Origin of the sequence: Nonomuraea sediminis (assembly GCF_018531495.1) — a bacterium.
Classification (GTDB): Bacteria; Actinomycetota; Actinomycetes; order Streptosporangiales; family Streptosporangiaceae; genus Nonomuraea; species Nonomuraea sediminis.
Genome location: NZ_JAHDTI010000006.1, coordinates 113002 through 128296, shown reverse-complemented (window position 1 = coordinate 128296; position 15295 = coordinate 113002). Strand labels below are relative to the sequence as shown.

At 71.2% G+C, this 15295-nt stretch carries 17 protein-coding genes; 5 read left to right on the top strand and 12 right to left on the bottom strand.

The genetic code is table 11. The features are described 5' to 3' along the window. Positions 1-107 precede the first annotated feature (107 nt). Positions 108-980 carry a MerR family transcriptional regulator gene (locus KIK09_RS27575; RefSeq protein WP_214322280.1) on the top strand — a complete coding sequence of 291 codons (873 nt, stop codon included), beginning with the start codon at positions 108-110 and terminating at the stop codon, positions 978-980. A 33-nt stretch (positions 981-1013) separates the two neighbouring features. Next, a complete protein-coding gene (gene dapB, locus KIK09_RS27570; protein WP_214322279.1) occupies positions 1014-1751 on the top strand; it encodes a 4-hydroxy-tetrahydrodipicolinate reductase in 738 nt (245 codons plus the stop codon). A gap of 4 nt (positions 1752-1755) precedes the next feature. On the opposite strand, the gene KIK09_RS27565 is transcribed toward dapB, so the two are convergent. From KIK09_RS27565 to KIK09_RS27540, 6 genes are all read right to left on the bottom strand, one after another. Further along, a complete protein-coding gene (locus tag KIK09_RS27565) occupies positions 1756-3585 on the bottom strand; it encodes an ABC transporter ATP-binding protein (protein WP_214322278.1) in 1830 nt (609 codons plus the stop codon). Then, positions 3582-4061 (bottom strand): peroxiredoxin family protein, encoded by a 480-nt coding sequence (locus KIK09_RS27560; RefSeq protein WP_214322277.1) that lies wholly within the window; start codon positions 4059-4061, stop codon positions 3582-3584. Before KIK09_RS27560 ends, KIK09_RS27565 begins: the two co-directional genes overlap by 4 nt. Then, positions 4061-4558, bottom strand: coding sequence for a MauE/DoxX family redox-associated membrane protein (locus KIK09_RS27555; protein WP_214322276.1), 498 nt, complete (start codon positions 4556-4558; stop codon positions 4061-4063). The genes KIK09_RS27560 and KIK09_RS27555 overlap by 1 nt, the downstream gene beginning before the upstream one ends. A 53-nt stretch (positions 4559-4611) precedes the next feature. Continuing rightward, positions 4612-4794 (bottom strand): hypothetical protein, encoded by a 183-nt coding sequence (locus KIK09_RS27550; protein ID WP_214322275.1) that lies wholly within the window; start codon positions 4792-4794, stop codon positions 4612-4614. 93 nt (positions 4795-4887) lie between these two features. Next, on the bottom strand, positions 4888-5763 hold the full coding sequence (locus KIK09_RS27545; protein WP_214322274.1) for an ArsR/SmtB family transcription factor: 876 nt from the start codon (positions 5761-5763) through the stop codon (positions 4888-4890). A gap of 54 nt (positions 5764-5817) precedes the next feature. Next, positions 5818-6258, bottom strand: coding sequence for a S26 family signal peptidase (locus KIK09_RS27540; protein WP_214322273.1), 441 nt, complete (start codon positions 6256-6258; stop codon positions 5818-5820). 266 nt (positions 6259-6524) lie between these two features. On the opposite strand from KIK09_RS27540, the gene tenA reads away from it, so the two are divergent. From tenA to KIK09_RS27525, 3 genes are all read left to right on the top strand, one after another. Then, complete coding sequence (gene tenA / locus KIK09_RS27535) at positions 6525-7187, top strand: thiaminase II (protein WP_214322272.1); 663 nt, start codon at positions 6525-6527, stop codon at positions 7185-7187. Then, entirely contained in the window at positions 7178-8686 is a 1509-nt protein-coding gene (locus tag KIK09_RS27530; RefSeq protein ID WP_214322271.1) for a PucR family transcriptional regulator, read from the top strand. The genes tenA and KIK09_RS27530 overlap by 10 nt, the downstream gene beginning before the upstream one ends. A 131-nt stretch (positions 8687-8817) precedes the next feature. Further along, positions 8818-9045: a S1 RNA-binding domain-containing protein gene (locus KIK09_RS27525; RefSeq protein WP_214322270.1), complete on the top strand. Its 228-nt coding sequence runs from the start codon at positions 8818-8820 to the stop codon at positions 9043-9045. Here the strand turns inward: KIK09_RS27525 and add are convergent. From add to KIK09_RS27495, 6 genes are all read right to left on the bottom strand, one after another. Next, positions 9035-10015, bottom strand: coding sequence for an adenosine deaminase (add, locus tag KIK09_RS27520; RefSeq protein WP_214322446.1), 981 nt, complete (start codon positions 10013-10015; stop codon positions 9035-9037). The genes KIK09_RS27525 and add overlap by 11 nt on opposite strands. A 77-nt stretch (positions 10016-10092) precedes the next feature. After that, positions 10093-11814, bottom strand: a complete 1722-nt coding sequence (locus tag KIK09_RS27515; RefSeq protein ID WP_214322269.1) for an adenine deaminase — start codon at positions 11812-11814, stop codon at positions 10093-10095. After that, entirely contained in the window at positions 11811-13166 is a 1356-nt protein-coding gene (locus KIK09_RS27510; protein ID WP_308164315.1) for a purine-cytosine permease family protein, read from the bottom strand. Before KIK09_RS27510 ends, KIK09_RS27515 begins: the two co-directional genes overlap by 4 nt. A 99-nt stretch (positions 13167-13265) precedes the next feature. Beyond that, on the bottom strand, positions 13266-14141 hold the full coding sequence (locus KIK09_RS27505; RefSeq protein WP_214322267.1) for a 1,4-dihydroxy-2-naphthoate polyprenyltransferase: 876 nt from the start codon (positions 14139-14141) through the stop codon (positions 13266-13268). Continuing rightward, on the bottom strand, positions 14142-14750 hold the full coding sequence (locus KIK09_RS27500) for a GNAT family N-acetyltransferase (protein WP_214322266.1): 609 nt from the start codon (positions 14748-14750) through the stop codon (positions 14142-14144). It abuts the gene before it with no gap. 44 nt (positions 14751-14794) lie between these two features. Beyond that, positions 14795-15295 carry a CGNR zinc finger domain-containing protein gene (locus KIK09_RS27495; RefSeq protein WP_214322265.1) on the bottom strand — a complete coding sequence of 167 codons (501 nt, stop codon included), beginning with the start codon at positions 15293-15295 and terminating at the stop codon, positions 14795-14797.

Sequence of the window (15295 nt, the reverse complement as noted above, 5' to 3'; positions counted from 1 at the left end):
CACGGCGCTTGGAATCCATGTCCCGCGGCCCAGGTTCCCGCAGTACGAGAGTGCCCTTGGGGTTGGGGGTTGAGTCTCCTGTCGGGGGAGACGGCAAGGTGGACGGCATGGACGGCGGCACGCTCTACACGATCGGGGAACTGGCGCGGCAGACCGGGTTGACGGTCAAGGCGATCCGGTTCTACTCCGACAGGGGGATCGTGCCGCCGGACGGCCGCAACCCGGCCGGCTACCGCCTGTACGGCATCGAGGCCGTGGCACGCCTCGACCTGGTGCGGACCCTGCGCGAGCTGGGTCTCGGGCTGCCCGCGATCCGCAAGGTGATCGAGCGGGAGGCCTCGCTCGCCGAGGTGGCGCAGGCGCACGCCGAGGCGCTCGCCGTACAGATCAGCACGCTGCGGCTGCGGCGGGCGGTGCTGACGGCGGTGGCCAGGCGCGGGTCCACCCCTGAGGAGATGGATCTCATGCACAAGCTGGCCAAGCTCTCCGAGCACGAGCGTCGCCGCCTGGTCGACGACTTCCTGGACACGGCGTTCGGCGGGCTGGACGCCGAGTTCGCGGGCGCCAGGCGCTCGCTGACCCCCGAACTGCCCGACGACCCCGAGCCCGAGCAGGTCGAGGCCTGGCTCGAACTGGCGGAACTGTCATGCGACCCGGACTTCAGAGCCCTGGTCCGCGCACTGGCCGAACACCACAGCACCCAGGCAGCCGGCCTCCCGCGTCCCGACCTCGTCGCCAGGGCGCGGGACGCCGCGTCCGCGGCCCTGGAGGCCGGTGTCGATCCTGCCTCACCGGAGGCCGCGGCGATCGTCGCCCGGGTCCCGATCGGCGCGGAACTTCTTGAGCGGGCGGCGGACCCGCGCTGGGACCGCTACCAGCGCCTGCTCGCGCAGGTCAACGGCTGGCCGCCGCCGCAGGACCTGGTGGGGCCCTTGGGGTGGTTCCGCCGCGCCGCCGCCGGGCGGCATGCGGGACACTAAGCTCACCTGCACAACCATGGAGAGGGCTGACCTGTGATCAAGGTAGGTGTGCTCGGCGCCCGCGGGCGGGTGGGCATCGAGGTGTGCAAAGCGGTCGAGGCGGCCTCCGACCTGGAGCTGGTCGCCGCGATCGACAAGGACGACCCCATCGAGGACCTGCGCGGGGCCGAGGTGGTGGTCGACTTCACCCATCCCGACGTGGTCATGGGCAACCTGGAGTGGGCGATCTCCCACGGCATCCACCCGGTGGTGGGCACCACGGGCTTCGACGAGGAGCGGCTGGAGACGGTGCGCGGCTGGCTGGCGCGCTTCCCGGGCACCAACTGCCTGATCGCGCCCAATTTCGGGATCGCGGCGGTGCTCATGATGCACTTCGCCCAGCAGGCGGCCCGCTACTTCGAATCCGTCGAGATCGTGGAGCTGCACCACCCGAACAAGGCGGACGCGCCCTCCGGCACGGCCCGCCGTACCGCCGAGCTGGTGGCGCAGGCGCGCGCCAAGGCGGGGCTGCCGGGGATGCCCGACGCGACCAGCACCCAGCTCGACGGCGCCCGCGGCGCGGACGTCGACGGGGTGCACGTGCACGCGGTGCGGCTGGCGGGGCTGATCGCGCACCAGGAGGTGCTGCTCGGTGGCGACGGCGAGATCCTGACGCTCAGGCACGACACGATGAACCGGGCGGCGTTCACCCCGGGTGTGCTGCTGGGCGTGCGCCGGGTGGGCGAGCTGCCAGGCCTGACCGTGGGCCTGGAGCGCCTGCTCGACCTCTGATCCCCTACGGCGACAAGGCCTGCTCCTGACGGGTGTATCCGCTGGCCTGCAGGGTGAACAGCCGGGCGTATCCGCCGTCGGCCGCCATGAGCGCGTCGTGGGTGCCCTGCTCGGCGATGCGGCCTTCGGCGAGTACGGCGATGACGTCGGCGTCGCGCACGGTGCTGAGCCGGTGGGAGATGAGCAGGCTGGTGTGCCCGGCCCGGTGGCGGCGCAGGCGGCGGTGAACGGCGTGCTCGGCCTCCGCGTCCAGCCCGGCGCTCGGCTCGTCGAGGATCAGCAGGTCGCGCTCGCCCCTGACGAGCGCCCTGGCCAGGGCCAGGCGCTGCCACTGCCCGCCGGACAGGGTCATTCCTGCCTGTTCCCGGTCGTGGAAGCGCCTGCTCAGCAGCGTGTCATATCCGTGGGGGAGCTTGGAGAGGGCCTCGTCGATCCCGGCCAGGCGGGCGGCTGCGCGCAACTGTTCGCGTTCCGCGCCGAGGTTGCCGAGCTCGATGTTCTCCGCGGCGGTGAAGTCGTAGTCGACGTAGTCCTGGAAGACGGCGGCGATCCGGGCGCGCAGGTCGGCGGGGTCGGCATCGCGCAGGTCGACGCCGTTCCACAGCACCGTGCCGCGCTGCGGGTCGTAGAACCGGCACAGCAGCTTGACCAGCGTCGACTTGCCGGCGCCGTTCAGGCCGACCAGCGCGACGGCGCGGCCGAACGGGATCGTGAGATTCAACCCGCGCAGCACCCACGGATGGTCGTCGCTGTATCGGAACCAGACATCGCGCAGCTCGATCCCGGCGAGCGGGCACGTCAGGGGGCGAGGCGGCAGCCGGATGGGCAGGTCGGGGGCGGCGCCCACGACGGCGCGGAAGTGGCCGAAGATGAGCAGCGCCTGGTGCAGCCGCGAGAACTGGGCGACCCCGCTCGAAAGGGCGGCCTGCACTCCGGCCACGGCGGCGGCGAAGACCGCCACGTCGCCCACGCCCATCCGGCCGCCGGTGACCGCCCAGACCAGCCCGGCCCCGCCGATCACCCCTCCCAGGAGCGCCAGCAGTCCGTGCCCGGTCAGCGCCCTACGGTCGAGCGCCTGTTCCTGCCCGTTGACGGCGCGGATCTCGCCCAGCAGGCGGTCGCGCAGGTAGCCGCCCAGGCCGAAAAGGCGTACCTCCTTGGCGGGCTCGACCTCGGTGAGGAGCTCGGCGTAGAAGGCTTGGCGGCGCATCGCGGGGCTGACCCGCCAGTTGAAGCCCACCCGCCGCCTGCTGAGCGAGAGCTGGACGCCCAGGGACGGCAGCGCGGACAGCAGCACGACGGCGGTCATGACCGGGCTCAGCACGACCAGCGCGGTCACGAACCCGGCCAGGGTCACCAGCCCACGCGCCAGCGCCAGGCACGGGCTCAGGATCTGGCTCGAGGCGCCGCTGCCCGACTGCTCGGCCAGCCTGAGCCGGTCGCGGAAGTCGGGGTTCTCGAAGGGGCCCAGGCCGACGAAGCGGTTGACCGCGTCGAGCAGGCGCTGCTTGGTCAGCAGGTCCAGGGCGCGGCGCAGGCGGCCGTCGGCGTAGTCGGTCAGGTGGGGCAGCAGGGCGGTGACCACGCCGCACGCGGCCAGCAGGAGGGCGGGGAGCAGGACGTTCCGGCCGGCCGCCAGGCCGTCGAAGATCAGCTTGGTGAGCCAGGCGGCCACCGCGGGCAGCGCGCCGCCGACGACGACTGCGAACGCGGCGGCCAAGGCGGCCACCGGCGCCGCCTGCCAGGCGAGCCCCCAGACGACGGCCACCCGGCGTGCCAGCTCTCCCGGCCCGGTCGGTGATTCGCCGGGCCCGGGCGGTGCCTGGTCGGTCATGCGGTGACAGGCGTGCCGAGCCCGGCCACGGTCACCGCGCGTGACCTGACCGTGCCCGCCTCGTCGAGCAGGTAGAAGGCCGGGAACGCGGAGTTGGCGAAGGCCAGGCAGACCGGGCCGCCCGCGGGTTCGGCGATGACGCGGGCGCTGTCGCGCAGCCTGCCGGTGTACTTCTCGTCGCCCGGTCCCGACACCACGGCGAGTACCCGTTCGGGAGTGTAGGCGCGTGCCAGGTCGAGGAAGGGCTGGAGCTGGGCGGTGCAGGCGTCGCACTCGGTGTCGAAGAAGCCGATCACCGCCGGGCGGCCCACCTGGGCGAGTTCGGGGATCGTCGCGCCCACCGGCAGCAGCGACGGCGTGACGGCGCCGCCGTGCTCCTCGACGTGCCGCAGTCGGCGGATCACCGCCAGCGTCAGCACCAGGTTGAGCGCGCTCACCACGCCCACGATGACCACGGCGGCAATGACGAACGGCATCAGATGTTCCTCTCGATGAGAAGGTCGGCGAGGTCGTCGAAGAACACGAACACCGCCGCCAGCAGGGCGGCGACCGCGAGCGCCAGCGCCGCGCCCGCGGGCTCCCACACGGCTGCGGGCGCGATCAGGCCCGCGCAGGCCAGCGCGGCGAGCAGGAGGTTCCGCACGATCTGGGTAGGGCCGAGCGGTGCCGAGGCCCGGCCGAAGCACCGGCAGGAAGCCCGGTCCCCGCGCCGCACGGCCAGCGCGATCGCTGCGGCGAAGGCGGCCAGGAGTGCCCCGGCCAGCAGGTAGCCGGCGGCCGGCCGGAGCGCGAGCAGCACGATCGCGCACCCCTCGGCCCCGGCCACGCCCGTCGCGACAGGAACGGCAGGCAGGCCGGGAGCCAGGCCTGGCACCGAGGCCACGAACGCGCGCCAACCTGTCACCTTGCCGCCCAGAGACACCAGGAAGACCAGGCCCAGCGTGCCCCGGCAGGCCAGCTCCACGTACTGCATGCCTCTCCCTCACGGCTGGACCCGCCCACGGGCAGCCGCGGGCGGGTTGGTGCCTAGTCGCAGCACTCGTAGCAGACGATGTACGTGGTGCAGTTGGACCGGGTGCAGTAGTAGGCGGTGTGGTCGAGCCAGTGGTAGCACCAGCAGTCGGGCGGGCAGCCCCTGGCCTCCGCGGTGGCGGAGGGCAGCAGTGTGCCGAGCATCCGGTCGCCGAGCCTTCTCAGCGTGCGGGTCATGGAACCTCCTGGGGTGTAAGGAGTGTCGGATCGATCATCACCAGGAGAAAAATTGCGGGCAATCATTTCGGTCGTCCGCCGAAATGCGACAAATCAGGCAGTGGATGCGAGCAGCTCGTGCCCCAGAGCGGTCAGCACGTGCCGTACGGCGCGCCCCTCGCGACGGGTGTCCACCAGCCCGGCCTGCCGGAGCGCGGTCAGGTGCTCGGAGGCCGTGGACGCGCTGACCGCCAGCGACCTGGCGAGCTCGCCGGTCGCCGTTCCCGAGCCGATCGAGCGCAGCACCCGCGCCCTGGCCTGGCCGACGACCTGGGCCAGCGTGTCCACGGTGGCCGCCGGCGGCGGGGCGTCGGCCACCGGATAGGTCAGGACAGGCCGCGGGTCGTCACAGGTGAAGGCGAAGCCCATGAAGTGGCGGGTGGCCGACAGCAGCGGGGAGAAGGTCACGCCCCTGTCTCCCAGGTCGAAAGGCGGCGGCATGACGCCGGAGGTGTCGATGTGCAGGGCGCAGTCGTCCCAGCTGAGGCGGGGTGTGAGGTGGGAAAGGGCCACCCCGAGGCCGCGTGTGGAGATCAGCTCCGCGCACCTGCTCACGTGGAGGCTGAGCCGGTGGCGGATCGCGTTCCACTCGGGGGCCACGCAGCAGGTGTAGAAGGCGCGCAGCGCGTCGGCGATGTCGCGGTGGCCGCAGGAGGTCAGCATGTCCAGCTCGTCGGTGACGGCTTGGGTCCCGGTGGGCAGCGGCATGTCGACCCAGAGGAAGCCGGACTTGCTGAGCCGGATGCGGTGGACCCGCCTGATGAACGGCAACGCCTTGGCCGGCGTGCGCCGGGCCAGGTCGCGCCAGGGCGAGCCGGGTACGGCGAAGCCCGGGTGGCGCAGGCACAGCGCGGCGAAGAGCGTGTGGTGGAGCGGTGAGATGGCGAACGTCGTTGCGGCGAGCCCCGTGGCAGTAAAAACCAGACGCATACCCCAAACCCCCGATGTCCGAGCTATGTCCGGACATGTCGGAGTATGAGGCGGTTATTTGGGGCTGGCAAGAGTGCGCGCGACCACTCCGATCACCCGGTCGGCCGGGACGGGTCCCCACAGCCGGGAGTCCGCGCTGTACTCCCCGTCGCCCAGCACCACCAGCGTGCCCGGCGGGACGACGGCGTCCGGGTCCCGCTCCATCTCGGCGGGCATGGGGTCGCCGGGGAGTGCGGCCACCCGCTTGACCACCCACTCGCCCGCGGCTGGGCTGGGCAGGGCATCCCGGCGCCAGGTCCCGAGGTCGTCGGGCGGCTGCAGGAGCACCACCTGGCGGCGGCGGATCCTCCTGACCGGAGTGCGCAGCAGCAAGAGGCGGTCGCCCGGCTCGAGCGTGGGGCGCATGCTCTCGCCGCGCACCGTGACGACGGCCAGCATGCGCCTGGCGGCGAACAGGGCCACGACCAGAGCGGCCAGGAGGGCGATCAAGGGCATGGCGCGAGCGTAACCCCACCCCGCCCTTCCGCCCAGCCTGGAGGTGCCTGCGGGCGCGGGGCTCGCGGCAGGGGGCACGACGGCCCGTGGCTGGGGCAGGCCAAGGCAAGCCCGGGCCACGGGCACGTCGTGAGGAGGGGGTCTCGGCTCCGCACAGCCGAGCCTCGATCATCACATTAACGCGGGTGACCTGCCCCGCCCGGAAAACATGAGGCCGTGTCGCGCACCTGCGTTCCCCGGTCGGCGCGGTCGATACCATCGGTGGCGTGAGCCGGTTCCGTGATGAGTTGTGGCAGGTCGTGGCCGGTGTCTACGACCAGATCCTGGCCCACCCCTTCCTGACGGGGCTGACCGACGGATCGCTGCCCAGGGAGGCGTTCCGGCACTACGTGGTGCAGGAGGCGCACTTCCTGCCCGACTACGCCAGGGCGCAGGCCGCCTGCGCCGCCCGCGCCCCCGAGCCTGCCGCCGTGCAGCGCTTCGCCGCCGACGCGGCCACGACCCTCGAGGTCGAGCACAGCCTGGTCGTGGAGCTGCTGGCCGCCTTCGGGCTGGAGGAGACCGACGCGCGCAAGCTCCCGGCGGGCCCGACCACGGTCGGCTACACCTCCTACCTGGTCCGCACCTGCTCGCTGGGCACGTTCCCCGAGGCGCTCGGCGCGATCGTGCCGTGCTACTGGATCTACGCCAAGGTCGGCGAGCGGCTGCTGGCCAGCTCCTCGCCCGACCCGCTGTACGCCTGGTGGATCGAGACCTACGGCGGCCAGGGCTACCAGGAGACGGTCGCCGCGGTGCTCGACCTGCTCGACGGGCTCGCGCTGAGCGCCGAGGAGCGGGCGCGGCTGCTCGAGCGGGCGCTCACCACGGCCCGCTACGAGTGGCTGTTCTGGGACTCGGCCTGGCGCCAGGAGAGCTGGCCGTGCGGCTGAGAGACCTGCTCCAGGCCGACCAGCTCGCGCTGAAGGTACTGACCGGGCACGACCTGCTCGACCGGCGGGTCACCGGCGTGGCCACCACCGACCTGCCCGACCCGGCGCGCTTCGTCAAGCCGGGCGAGCTGGTCCTGACCGAGCTCACCTGGCACACCGGCGCCGACTCCTCGCGGGAGTTCGTGAAGAACCTCGGCGACGTGGCGGCGCTGGTCTGCGGCACCGCGCTCGGCGTGCCGCCCGCCGACCTCATCGACGCCTGCGCCGACGCCGGCCTGCCGCTGCTCACGCTGCCGGTGAGCGTCCCGTTCAGCCAGGTCACCGAGCACGTCCTGCGCGCGCTGATCGTCGAGCTCGGCTCCCCGCCCCGCCAGAAGTACGGCTCGCGCCGCCGCCTGGCCAGCACGCTGGTCGAGGGCGGCAGCCTGACCAAGCTCGTCACGGCGGTGGCAGGCGAGCTGGACGTGCCGTGCTGGGTGCTGTCGCCCACCGGCCGGGTGATCGTGGGCTCGCAGCCGCTGGCCGAGCCCGAGCGGCGGCGCCTGGCGCACACCTTCCTCACCGCCCGGCACCTGCCGGCCATGGTGTCCGGGCTGTCGGTCTTCCCGATCAGCCGGGGCGCGCCGCACCGGATCGCCAACTGGTTCCTGGCCTACGCGGGAGAGCAGGCGCAGGGCGACAACGAGGACCTGGTCGTGGAGCTGGCCGCGCTGGTCGCGCTGGAACGCTCGCGGCTCGAGGCCGCCCAGCGCATCGAGCGGCGCGTGCTCGATCAGCTGCTCGAGCTGCTGGAGTCCGGCGACGCCGCGCTGCCCGGCGTGGTGTCGCGCCTGCACACGCTGCACGTGGAGACCGAGCACGGGCTGCTGGCCGTGGCGTTGCACGCGGTCGACGGGGACGTCGGCTGCGCCGTACTCGACGAGCTGCTGCGGCCGCTGGCGCCGGGCGTGGTGACCAGCGCGCCGGGCGGCGAGGCGATCGCGCTGGTGCCGCTGGCCGGCAACACCGCCGACGAGCTGACCCAGCACGTCATGCGCGGCGCCAGGACGCTGGAGGCGGGGCTGGGCGAGGACCGCATCACGCTGGGCGTGAGCAGCGTGACCACCGGGCCCGCGGCGCTGAGCGGCGTGATCGAGGAGGCGCGGCACGCCCGCACGCTGGCCGCGCTCAGCGGCGAGCGGGTCAGCGTGATCACCGGCGACGACGTCAGCTCCCACCGCACGCTGCTCACCGCGATCCCGGCCGAGCTGCGCCGCTCCTTCCGCGCCCGGCTGCTCGGCCCGCTCGAGGCCTACGACGCCGCCAACCAGACGGACCTGCTGGAGACGCTGCAGGCCTTCCTGGAGGAGTCGGGCTCCTGGTCGGCCACGGCCGAGCGGCTGCACGTGCACGTCAACACGCTGCGCTACCGGCTCAGGCGGATCGAGGAGCTGACCGGCCGCTCCCTGACCTCCTGGGACGAGCGCGTGGACTTCATGCTGGCCCTGCGCATGCGTTAGCGTAAGGGCGTGACTGCCGGGTCGGCCGAGTGCCGTGACGAGATGGGTTACCCGGCCATTCCTTGATCACCTCGCGGGCCCGTGGCCCGCCGCCCCTGCCGTGTCCGAATGGCGACCGCAGGGGAGAGGAGGTGAATCAGCAGATGTCCCAGTGGGAAGAGTTCGCCGCGCGGCACAGCGAGGGCGACGTCGTAAGCGGGCACGTGGTGCAGATCGTGCCCTTCGGCGCGTTCGTCGAGATCGAGGGCGTCCACGGGCTGCTCGTCGAGCACGAGCTGCCCTCGGAAGGCGCGACGGTCACGGTGCGCATCGCCCAGATCGATCACGACAAGCAGCGCTTCAGCCTGACTACGGCCTGACCGCCGCTGCCTCTAGTTCGGCCAGGTAGCCGTCCTTGAGATGGCGGGGCAGCCAGGTGACCTCGAAGGCGTTGCGCAGCACCTGGACGATCTCGTCCCGGGTGAAGTTCAGCGCCTCGAGGTTCTCCTGGACGTAGCCGGTGAAGTAGGCCGGGTCGTCGGAGTTGATCGTCACTCGCGCGCCCTGCTCGAGCAGCTTGCGGATGCCCTCGACCTTCATCGAGTCGGTGACGTAGCCGTTGGAGATCGGGCAGCACGTCAGGCCGATCCCGCGCTCGACGACCTCGGCGACCAGCGCCGGGTCCTCCAGGATGTTCACCCCGTGGTCGATGCGGTCGACCCGGATGTCCTGGAGGACCTGGCGGATGTGCTCGATCGAGTTCTCCTGGTCCACGTCGCAGTGCATGGTCAGCAGGTAGCCCTCCTGCCGGGCCCGCTCGTAGACGGCGGCGAACTTGGCCGGCGGGTTGCCCTTCTCGTCGGAGTCCAGTCCGACGCCGACGATCCACTCCTTGTACGGCAGGCTCTCCAGCAGCGTGGCCATCGCGTACTCGGCCTGGAAGTCGCGCAGGAAGCACATGATCAGCTGCGCCCGCACGCCCAGCTGCTTCTCGGCATCGAGCAGCGCCCGCCGCAGCCCGCGGATCACCACGTCGAACGGCACGCCGCGCGAGGTGTGCGCCTGCGGGTCGAAGAAGATCTCCGCGTACCGGACGTTCTGCGAGGCCGCCTTGCGCAGGTAGGCCATCGCCAGGTCGTAGAAGTCAGGCTCGGTGCGCAGCACCTCCATGCCCTCGTAGTACACCTTCAGGAACGACGGCAGGTCGTCGAAGGCGTAGGCCGCCCGCATCTCCTCGACGTTCCCGTACGGCAGGCCGAGGCCGTTCCGCCTGGCCAGCTCGAACTTGAGCTCCGGCTCCAGCGTCCCCTCGATGTGCAGGTGCAGCTCGGCCTTCGGCAGACCGGCAATGAACTCGTTGTCGGTCCCTCCTTCGTCGGAACGGTCAACGACAAATCCGTGCTCATTGGTTCGCTCGACAGGCTCGCTCACTGGATGACCTCCACGACCTCGAGATTGACACAGTCCACCAGGCCGAGGTCCGTGACGGCATAGTCCGGGATGGCGGTGATGGACAGGAAGAACAGGTACATCAGCGGCGACGGCAGCGCGCAGCCGAGCTCCCTGGCCAGCTCGTCCAGGCGGGTCTCGGCGGCGGCCATCTCCGCGGCGGGCAGGTCGGAGACGATCCCCGCCACCGGCAGCGGCAGCGACTCGCGCACCTCGCCGTCCACCACGATCACCTGGCCGCCGCCCAGGCGCACGACCTCGTTGATCGCCACGGCCATGTCCGCGCGGGAGGCGCCCACGCAGATGATGTTGTTGTCGTCGGGCGCCGCGCTGGTGGCGATCGCGCCGCGCCGGATTCCCATGCCGCTGACCACCGCGACGGGCATGTTGCCCGTCTTGCCGTACCTCTCGACGACCGTGACCAGCAGGGCGTCCTGCTCGACGGAGGGCTCGACGACGCCGTCGATCACGGGGAGGGTGACGTCGCGGCGCTTGCGGACGAAGACCTGCTCGGTGAAGCCCAGCGAGAGCACCGTGACCTCGGACTCGCCGGACCTGATGGCGAGGTCGTCCGCGGTCACCTCGCGCACGGGGAACGGGCGGACCTGGCCGCGCGCGGGCGGCGTCGTGGGGGTGATCATCCGGCCGTCGCGGGCGACGAGCCTGCCCGCGGCCACGACCTCGCGGATCCTGAAGTCCTCCAGCGAGTCCACGATGAGGACGTCGGCGAAGCGACCGGGGGCGATGCTGCCGACCAGGTGGTCGATGCGATACATCTCCGCGCAGTTGACCGTGGCCATCTGGATCGCGGTCACCGGGTCGACGCCCGCCTTGACCGCCATGCGCACCATCCTGTCCACGTGGCCGCCGGCCAGCACGTCGGCGGCGTGCACGTCGTCGGTGCAGAACGCGACCCTGCGCGCCCCGGCCTTGGCCACGACCTGGATGTTCTCCTCCAGGAAGTGGGCCACCGACGACTCTCGCACGATGCCGTACATACCCTGGCGGAGCTTCTCCAGCATCTCCTCGTGCGAATACGACTCGTGGTCGAGCCTGACCCCGGCCGCGGCCAGGCCGCCGATGCGGCGCGCGTCCGACAGCGGGGCGCAGCCGAAGACCGGCAGGCGGTGCTCGCGGGCGAGCTCCAGGGCCTGCATGACGGCGGGATCGCCGTGCTCGACCATCTCCTGGACGGTCTCCCAGATCCCCACGCACTCGGGCCAGGTGTGGGCCTCGCGGTGCTCGTCGGGGCCGAAGGTGAAGCCGACCGTGGACTGGGGGACCGTGTAGGGGGCCTTGGCCGGGGCGCCCCACCAGATCCGCATCCCGGTCTGCTTGGACTCCTCCAGGAATCGCCGGACTCCTGGCAGGCCCTCCACGACCAGCACCTGGTCCAGGCCTGACACGACGCTGGTCGTGCCGAAGGGGACGACCAGGTCGGCGAAGCTGGTGACCGACAGCTTGCTGCACTCGATGTGCAGGTGCCCGTCGATCAGGCCGGGGACGAGGTAGCCGCCCTTGGCGTCGATGACCGTGGTCTCCTGGCCTCTTTCCAGGGTCGTCCCGACGGCCGCGATCTTGTCCTGATATATCCCGATCTCGGCGGGGTAGAGCTCACCGGTCAGCACGTTGACCAGGGTGCCGTTGGTGATGATCGTGTCCGCCGGCTGCCTGCCGTACGCGACGTCAAGCAGTGTCATGAAGCCCCCTCGAGAACAGGAACGGACGCGGGACGGCGGTCGAGCGCCGCGTACACCGCGCCCGCGACCAGGAAGCCCGCGAAGATGGAGAAGTCGGTGCCCCCTGTGGCCGCCGACAGCGGGCCGACGAAGACCGTGGAGTTGATCCAGAGCGCGGCGGCCGCCATGCCCACGACCTGCGCGATGATCGCCGGCCAGCGGATCTGGCCGGGACCCTCGGTGGCGAACAGCGCCTGCGCGTCGTAGCGGCCCCTGCGGCGCAGCCAGTCGGTGATGTAGACGCCCGCCCAGGGGGCCAGCCAGATGATCAGCAGGCTCAGGAAGTTGTTGAGCATGCTGTTGAAGGAGTCAGAGGTAACCGCGATGTAGGTGATGATCACGCAGATGACCAGGTCGGCCACGACCGCCAGCCAGCGCTTCACCTTGATCCCGGCGGCCTGCAGGTTCAAGCCGGAGGAGTACAGGTCGGTGGTGTTGACCGCGAACAGCGAGACGATCGCCAGCAGCAGGTACGGCACGACGAACCAGGAGGGGAGTGCCCCGGGGAGTCCGGAGATGGGATCCCCGTTGCCCTTCACGGCGGTCGCGACCGCGGCGCCCAGCGTCATCAGCAGGACGTAGGGGATGAACCCGCCCAGGGTGGCATAGCTGAAGATCGCCTTCTTGGACGCCGAAGCGGGCAGGTAGCGGGAGTAGTCGCCGCCCAGCGGGCCCCACGACAGGCCGCCTGCCGACATCACCAGCGCCACGGCCACCGTGAACATGGGGAAGTCCGCGCCCGAGCCGCCCGACAGGTTGACCTTGGGGCCGACCAGGATCGCCATCAGGCCGAACAGGACGACGAACACCAAGGTGAAGTACTTCTGCGCCTTCATCACCGCCGCGTGCCCGATCAACGGCAGCACCAGCTGGATCACCGCCGCCACCAGGATGACGCCGACCTTCAGCCCCAGGCTCTGGTTGGTGACCCCGGCCTGCTGCAGCAGCGCGAGCGCGGCGAAGGTGATCAGCACCATGCCGCCCGCCTCGAAGCCGACCATGTTCAGCCAGCCGAACAGGCTCAGCACCCGGGCACCCTTGGGCCCGTAGGCGGCCCTGGAGACGGCCATCGTGGAGGTGCCCGTGGCCGGGCCCTGCAGGCTCGTCAGGCCGACCAGCGGGAAGGACAGCAGGTTGCCCAGCACGATCGCGGCCAGCGCCTGCGGGAAGCTCAGCCCCAGCCCGGCCACGATGGTGGTTCCGTACACGAGGGTGAAGATGCCCATCGTCGTGCCGGTCCACAGGAACAGCAGGTCGCGCGGGCGCCCGTACCGCTCTCCCGCCGAGACCAGCTCGATCCCGCGTTGCTCCACGGCTCCTCCTAGCTCACGAATTCCCATTCAGTGAACCAAAGGCGCCTGACCAGGGCATTTATCCGGACATACGAGCGTACGGCGGGCGTTTGTATCCGCCTACAAGGTGATCGCGAGCCCGACAGAGAACAGCAGGCCGAAGGCCATCTGGAGCTTACCGGTCTGCTGGAGCACGCCGATCAGCGCGGGCCCCACGGCCCCGCTCAGCACGGTGCGCACCGGCGCGATCGCCAGCGGCACCGCAAGCAGCGTCAGCACGCTCAGCCACGCCACCGCCGACATGCCCAGTGCGATCGCCAGCGCCACCACCACGCACGCGGCGTACAGCTGCCGGGTCCGCTCGGCGCCCAGCACCACGGCCAGCGTCTTCTTGCCAGCCTGGCCGTCGTTGACCACGTCGCGCAGGTTGTTGACCACGAGCATGGAGCATGAGAGCAGCCCGACGGGGACGGAGGCCACGAACGCCACCCACGACAGGCTCTCCATCTGCACGAACGCCGTGCCGACCACGGGCACGACGCCGAAGAAGACGAAGACCGCCGCCTCCCCGAGGGCGCGGTAGCCGTACGGGGTCTTACCGCCGGTGTAGAACCAGCCGGCGGCGATCGCGGCGGCACCCACCAGCAGTACCCACCAGGCGCGGGTGGCGATCACCAGGATCAGGCCGAGCACCGCCGAGGCGGCGAAGGAGCCCAGCGCGGCGACCAGCACCTGCCGCGGCGCGGCGACCTTGGAGCCGACCAGCCGCATCGGGCCGACGCGCTGGTCGTCGGTGCCGCGGATGCCGTCACTGTAGTCGTTGGCGTAGTTCACGCCGATCTGCATGGACAGGGCCACCAGCAGGGCCAGGATGGCCCGCCACCAGACGAAGCCGCCCAGGCCGATCGCGATGCCCGTGCCGACCACGACAGGGACGACGGCGTTGGGGAGGGTGCGGGGCCGCGCGCCGGCGACCCACTGGGAGGGAGTTGCCATTCAGCTGATATCCGTTGTCAGTCGCACCATGCGGATGGGGCGGCCCATGTCAAGCACGCGCTCGGCCATGTCCTCACCCCATCCTGCGGACTCCAGAAAGCCTAGAACGGCGTGATTGTCGGCGAACACCCAGGTGACGATCTGGCGGAAACCGTCCTCGCGCAGATAGTCCACCGTGGCGTTGAGCAGGCGGCTTCCGTGGCCCCGCCGTACGAAGTCGGGGTCGACGAGCAGCGTCAGCATCTCGGCGACGACCGTCGGGTCGAGGTCGGGATCCTCGGCCGGGGCGTGCGAGGCCAGCCCGACCACGCGTTCGCCGCCGCGCGGGGTGGACAGCGCGTCGCGACCGCCCGCGCCGAGCGCGGGGAAGCCCTCGGTGTCGAGGATGGTCTCGACGGCGACCAGCACCCGGTGACGGGAGGTGGGCGGGGCGACGATCGCCTCGTCCCACTGGCGCAGCCACATCTTCTCGGCCGCAGGCCCGGTCATCTGCTCGAGGGGCCCCTCGGGCAGGAAATCCCGATAGCCGTAACGCCAGGCGCGGATCTGCGTGTTCGCCACCTGGAGTACATCCTCGCGCCGGGCCGCCCGGACGCCCACGTCTGCCATCTCGGCCCGCTCCTTCGCCTGCCGTCGTGCTCACAAAGCACGTGTTACACCGTATCGGTGTTTGGGGCTTGAGGACGACGCGAACCCTGCTTCCGAGCCCGGTAGGCGCGTGTCTTCGTGCGGTTGCCACACAGGCGCATGGAGCACCAGGAGCGCGAGCGATTGCGCGAGACATCGATGAAGGCCCACTGGCAGTCACTCTCCGCGCAGACCTTCAGCCGCTCCCAACCGGGCTGCGCGACATGCGCCGCGATCCGCGCCAGCGCGCCCCTGACACCCTCCTCCACCGGCTCCAAGCTGGGCTTTCTCCCGATCGTGACCCTCAGCGGCAGCTCGGGTAGTACGGCGGGGCCGTCGCGGCGCAGCGCCGCGCGCAGGCCCTCACGCAGAGCGAGCGCGGTGGCCAGGTCGTCCTCGCAGGCCCGGTCGTCGGCACGGGAAAGGCCGTGATCGCGCAGCCAGATCGTCAGCTCGGCGGGGGAGGAGAGCTCGTCGGTTTCGGCCTCCACGTCCAGCGTGTTGAGGAAGTCGCGCACGAGCTCCAT

Bases quoted from the DNA above. Each gene is read 5' to 3' on its own strand.
- KIK09_RS27575 (WP_214322280.1), top strand. From the start codon at position 108: ATGGACGGCGGCACGCTCTACACGATCGGGGAACTGGCGCGGCAGACC.
- KIK09_RS27565 (WP_214322278.1), bottom strand. From the start codon at position 3,585: ATGACCGACCAGGCACCGCCCGGGCCCGGCGAATCACCGACCGGGCCG.
- KIK09_RS27560 (WP_214322277.1), bottom strand. From the start codon at position 4,061: ATGCCGTTCGTCATTGCCGCCGTGGTCATCGTGGGCGTGGTGAGCGCG.
- KIK09_RS27555 (WP_214322276.1), bottom strand. From the start codon at position 4,558: ATGCAGTACGTGGAGCTGGCCTGCCGGGGCACGCTGGGCCTGGTCTTC.
- KIK09_RS27550 (WP_214322275.1), bottom strand. From the start codon at position 4,794: ATGACCCGCACGCTGAGAAGGCTCGGCGACCGGATGCTCGGCACACTG.
- KIK09_RS27545 (WP_214322274.1), bottom strand. From the start codon at position 5,763: ATGCGTCTGGTTTTTACTGCCACGGGGCTCGCCGCAACGACGTTCGCC.
- KIK09_RS27540 (WP_214322273.1), bottom strand. From the start codon at position 6,258: ATGCCCTTGATCGCCCTCCTGGCCGCTCTGGTCGTGGCCCTGTTCGCC.
- KIK09_RS27515 (WP_214322269.1), bottom strand. From the start codon at position 11,814: ATGACACTGCTTGACGTCGCGTACGGCAGGCAGCCGGCGGACACGATC.
- KIK09_RS27505 (WP_214322267.1), bottom strand. From the start codon at position 14,141: ATGGCAACTCCCTCCCAGTGGGTCGCCGGCGCGCGGCCCCGCACCCTC.
- KIK09_RS27500 (WP_214322266.1), bottom strand. From the start codon at position 14,750: ATGGCAGACGTGGGCGTCCGGGCGGCCCGGCGCGAGGATGTACTCCAG.
- KIK09_RS27495 (WP_214322265.1), bottom strand. From the start codon at position 15,295: ATGGAGCTCGTGCGCGACTTCCTCAACACGCTGGACGTGGAGGCCGAA.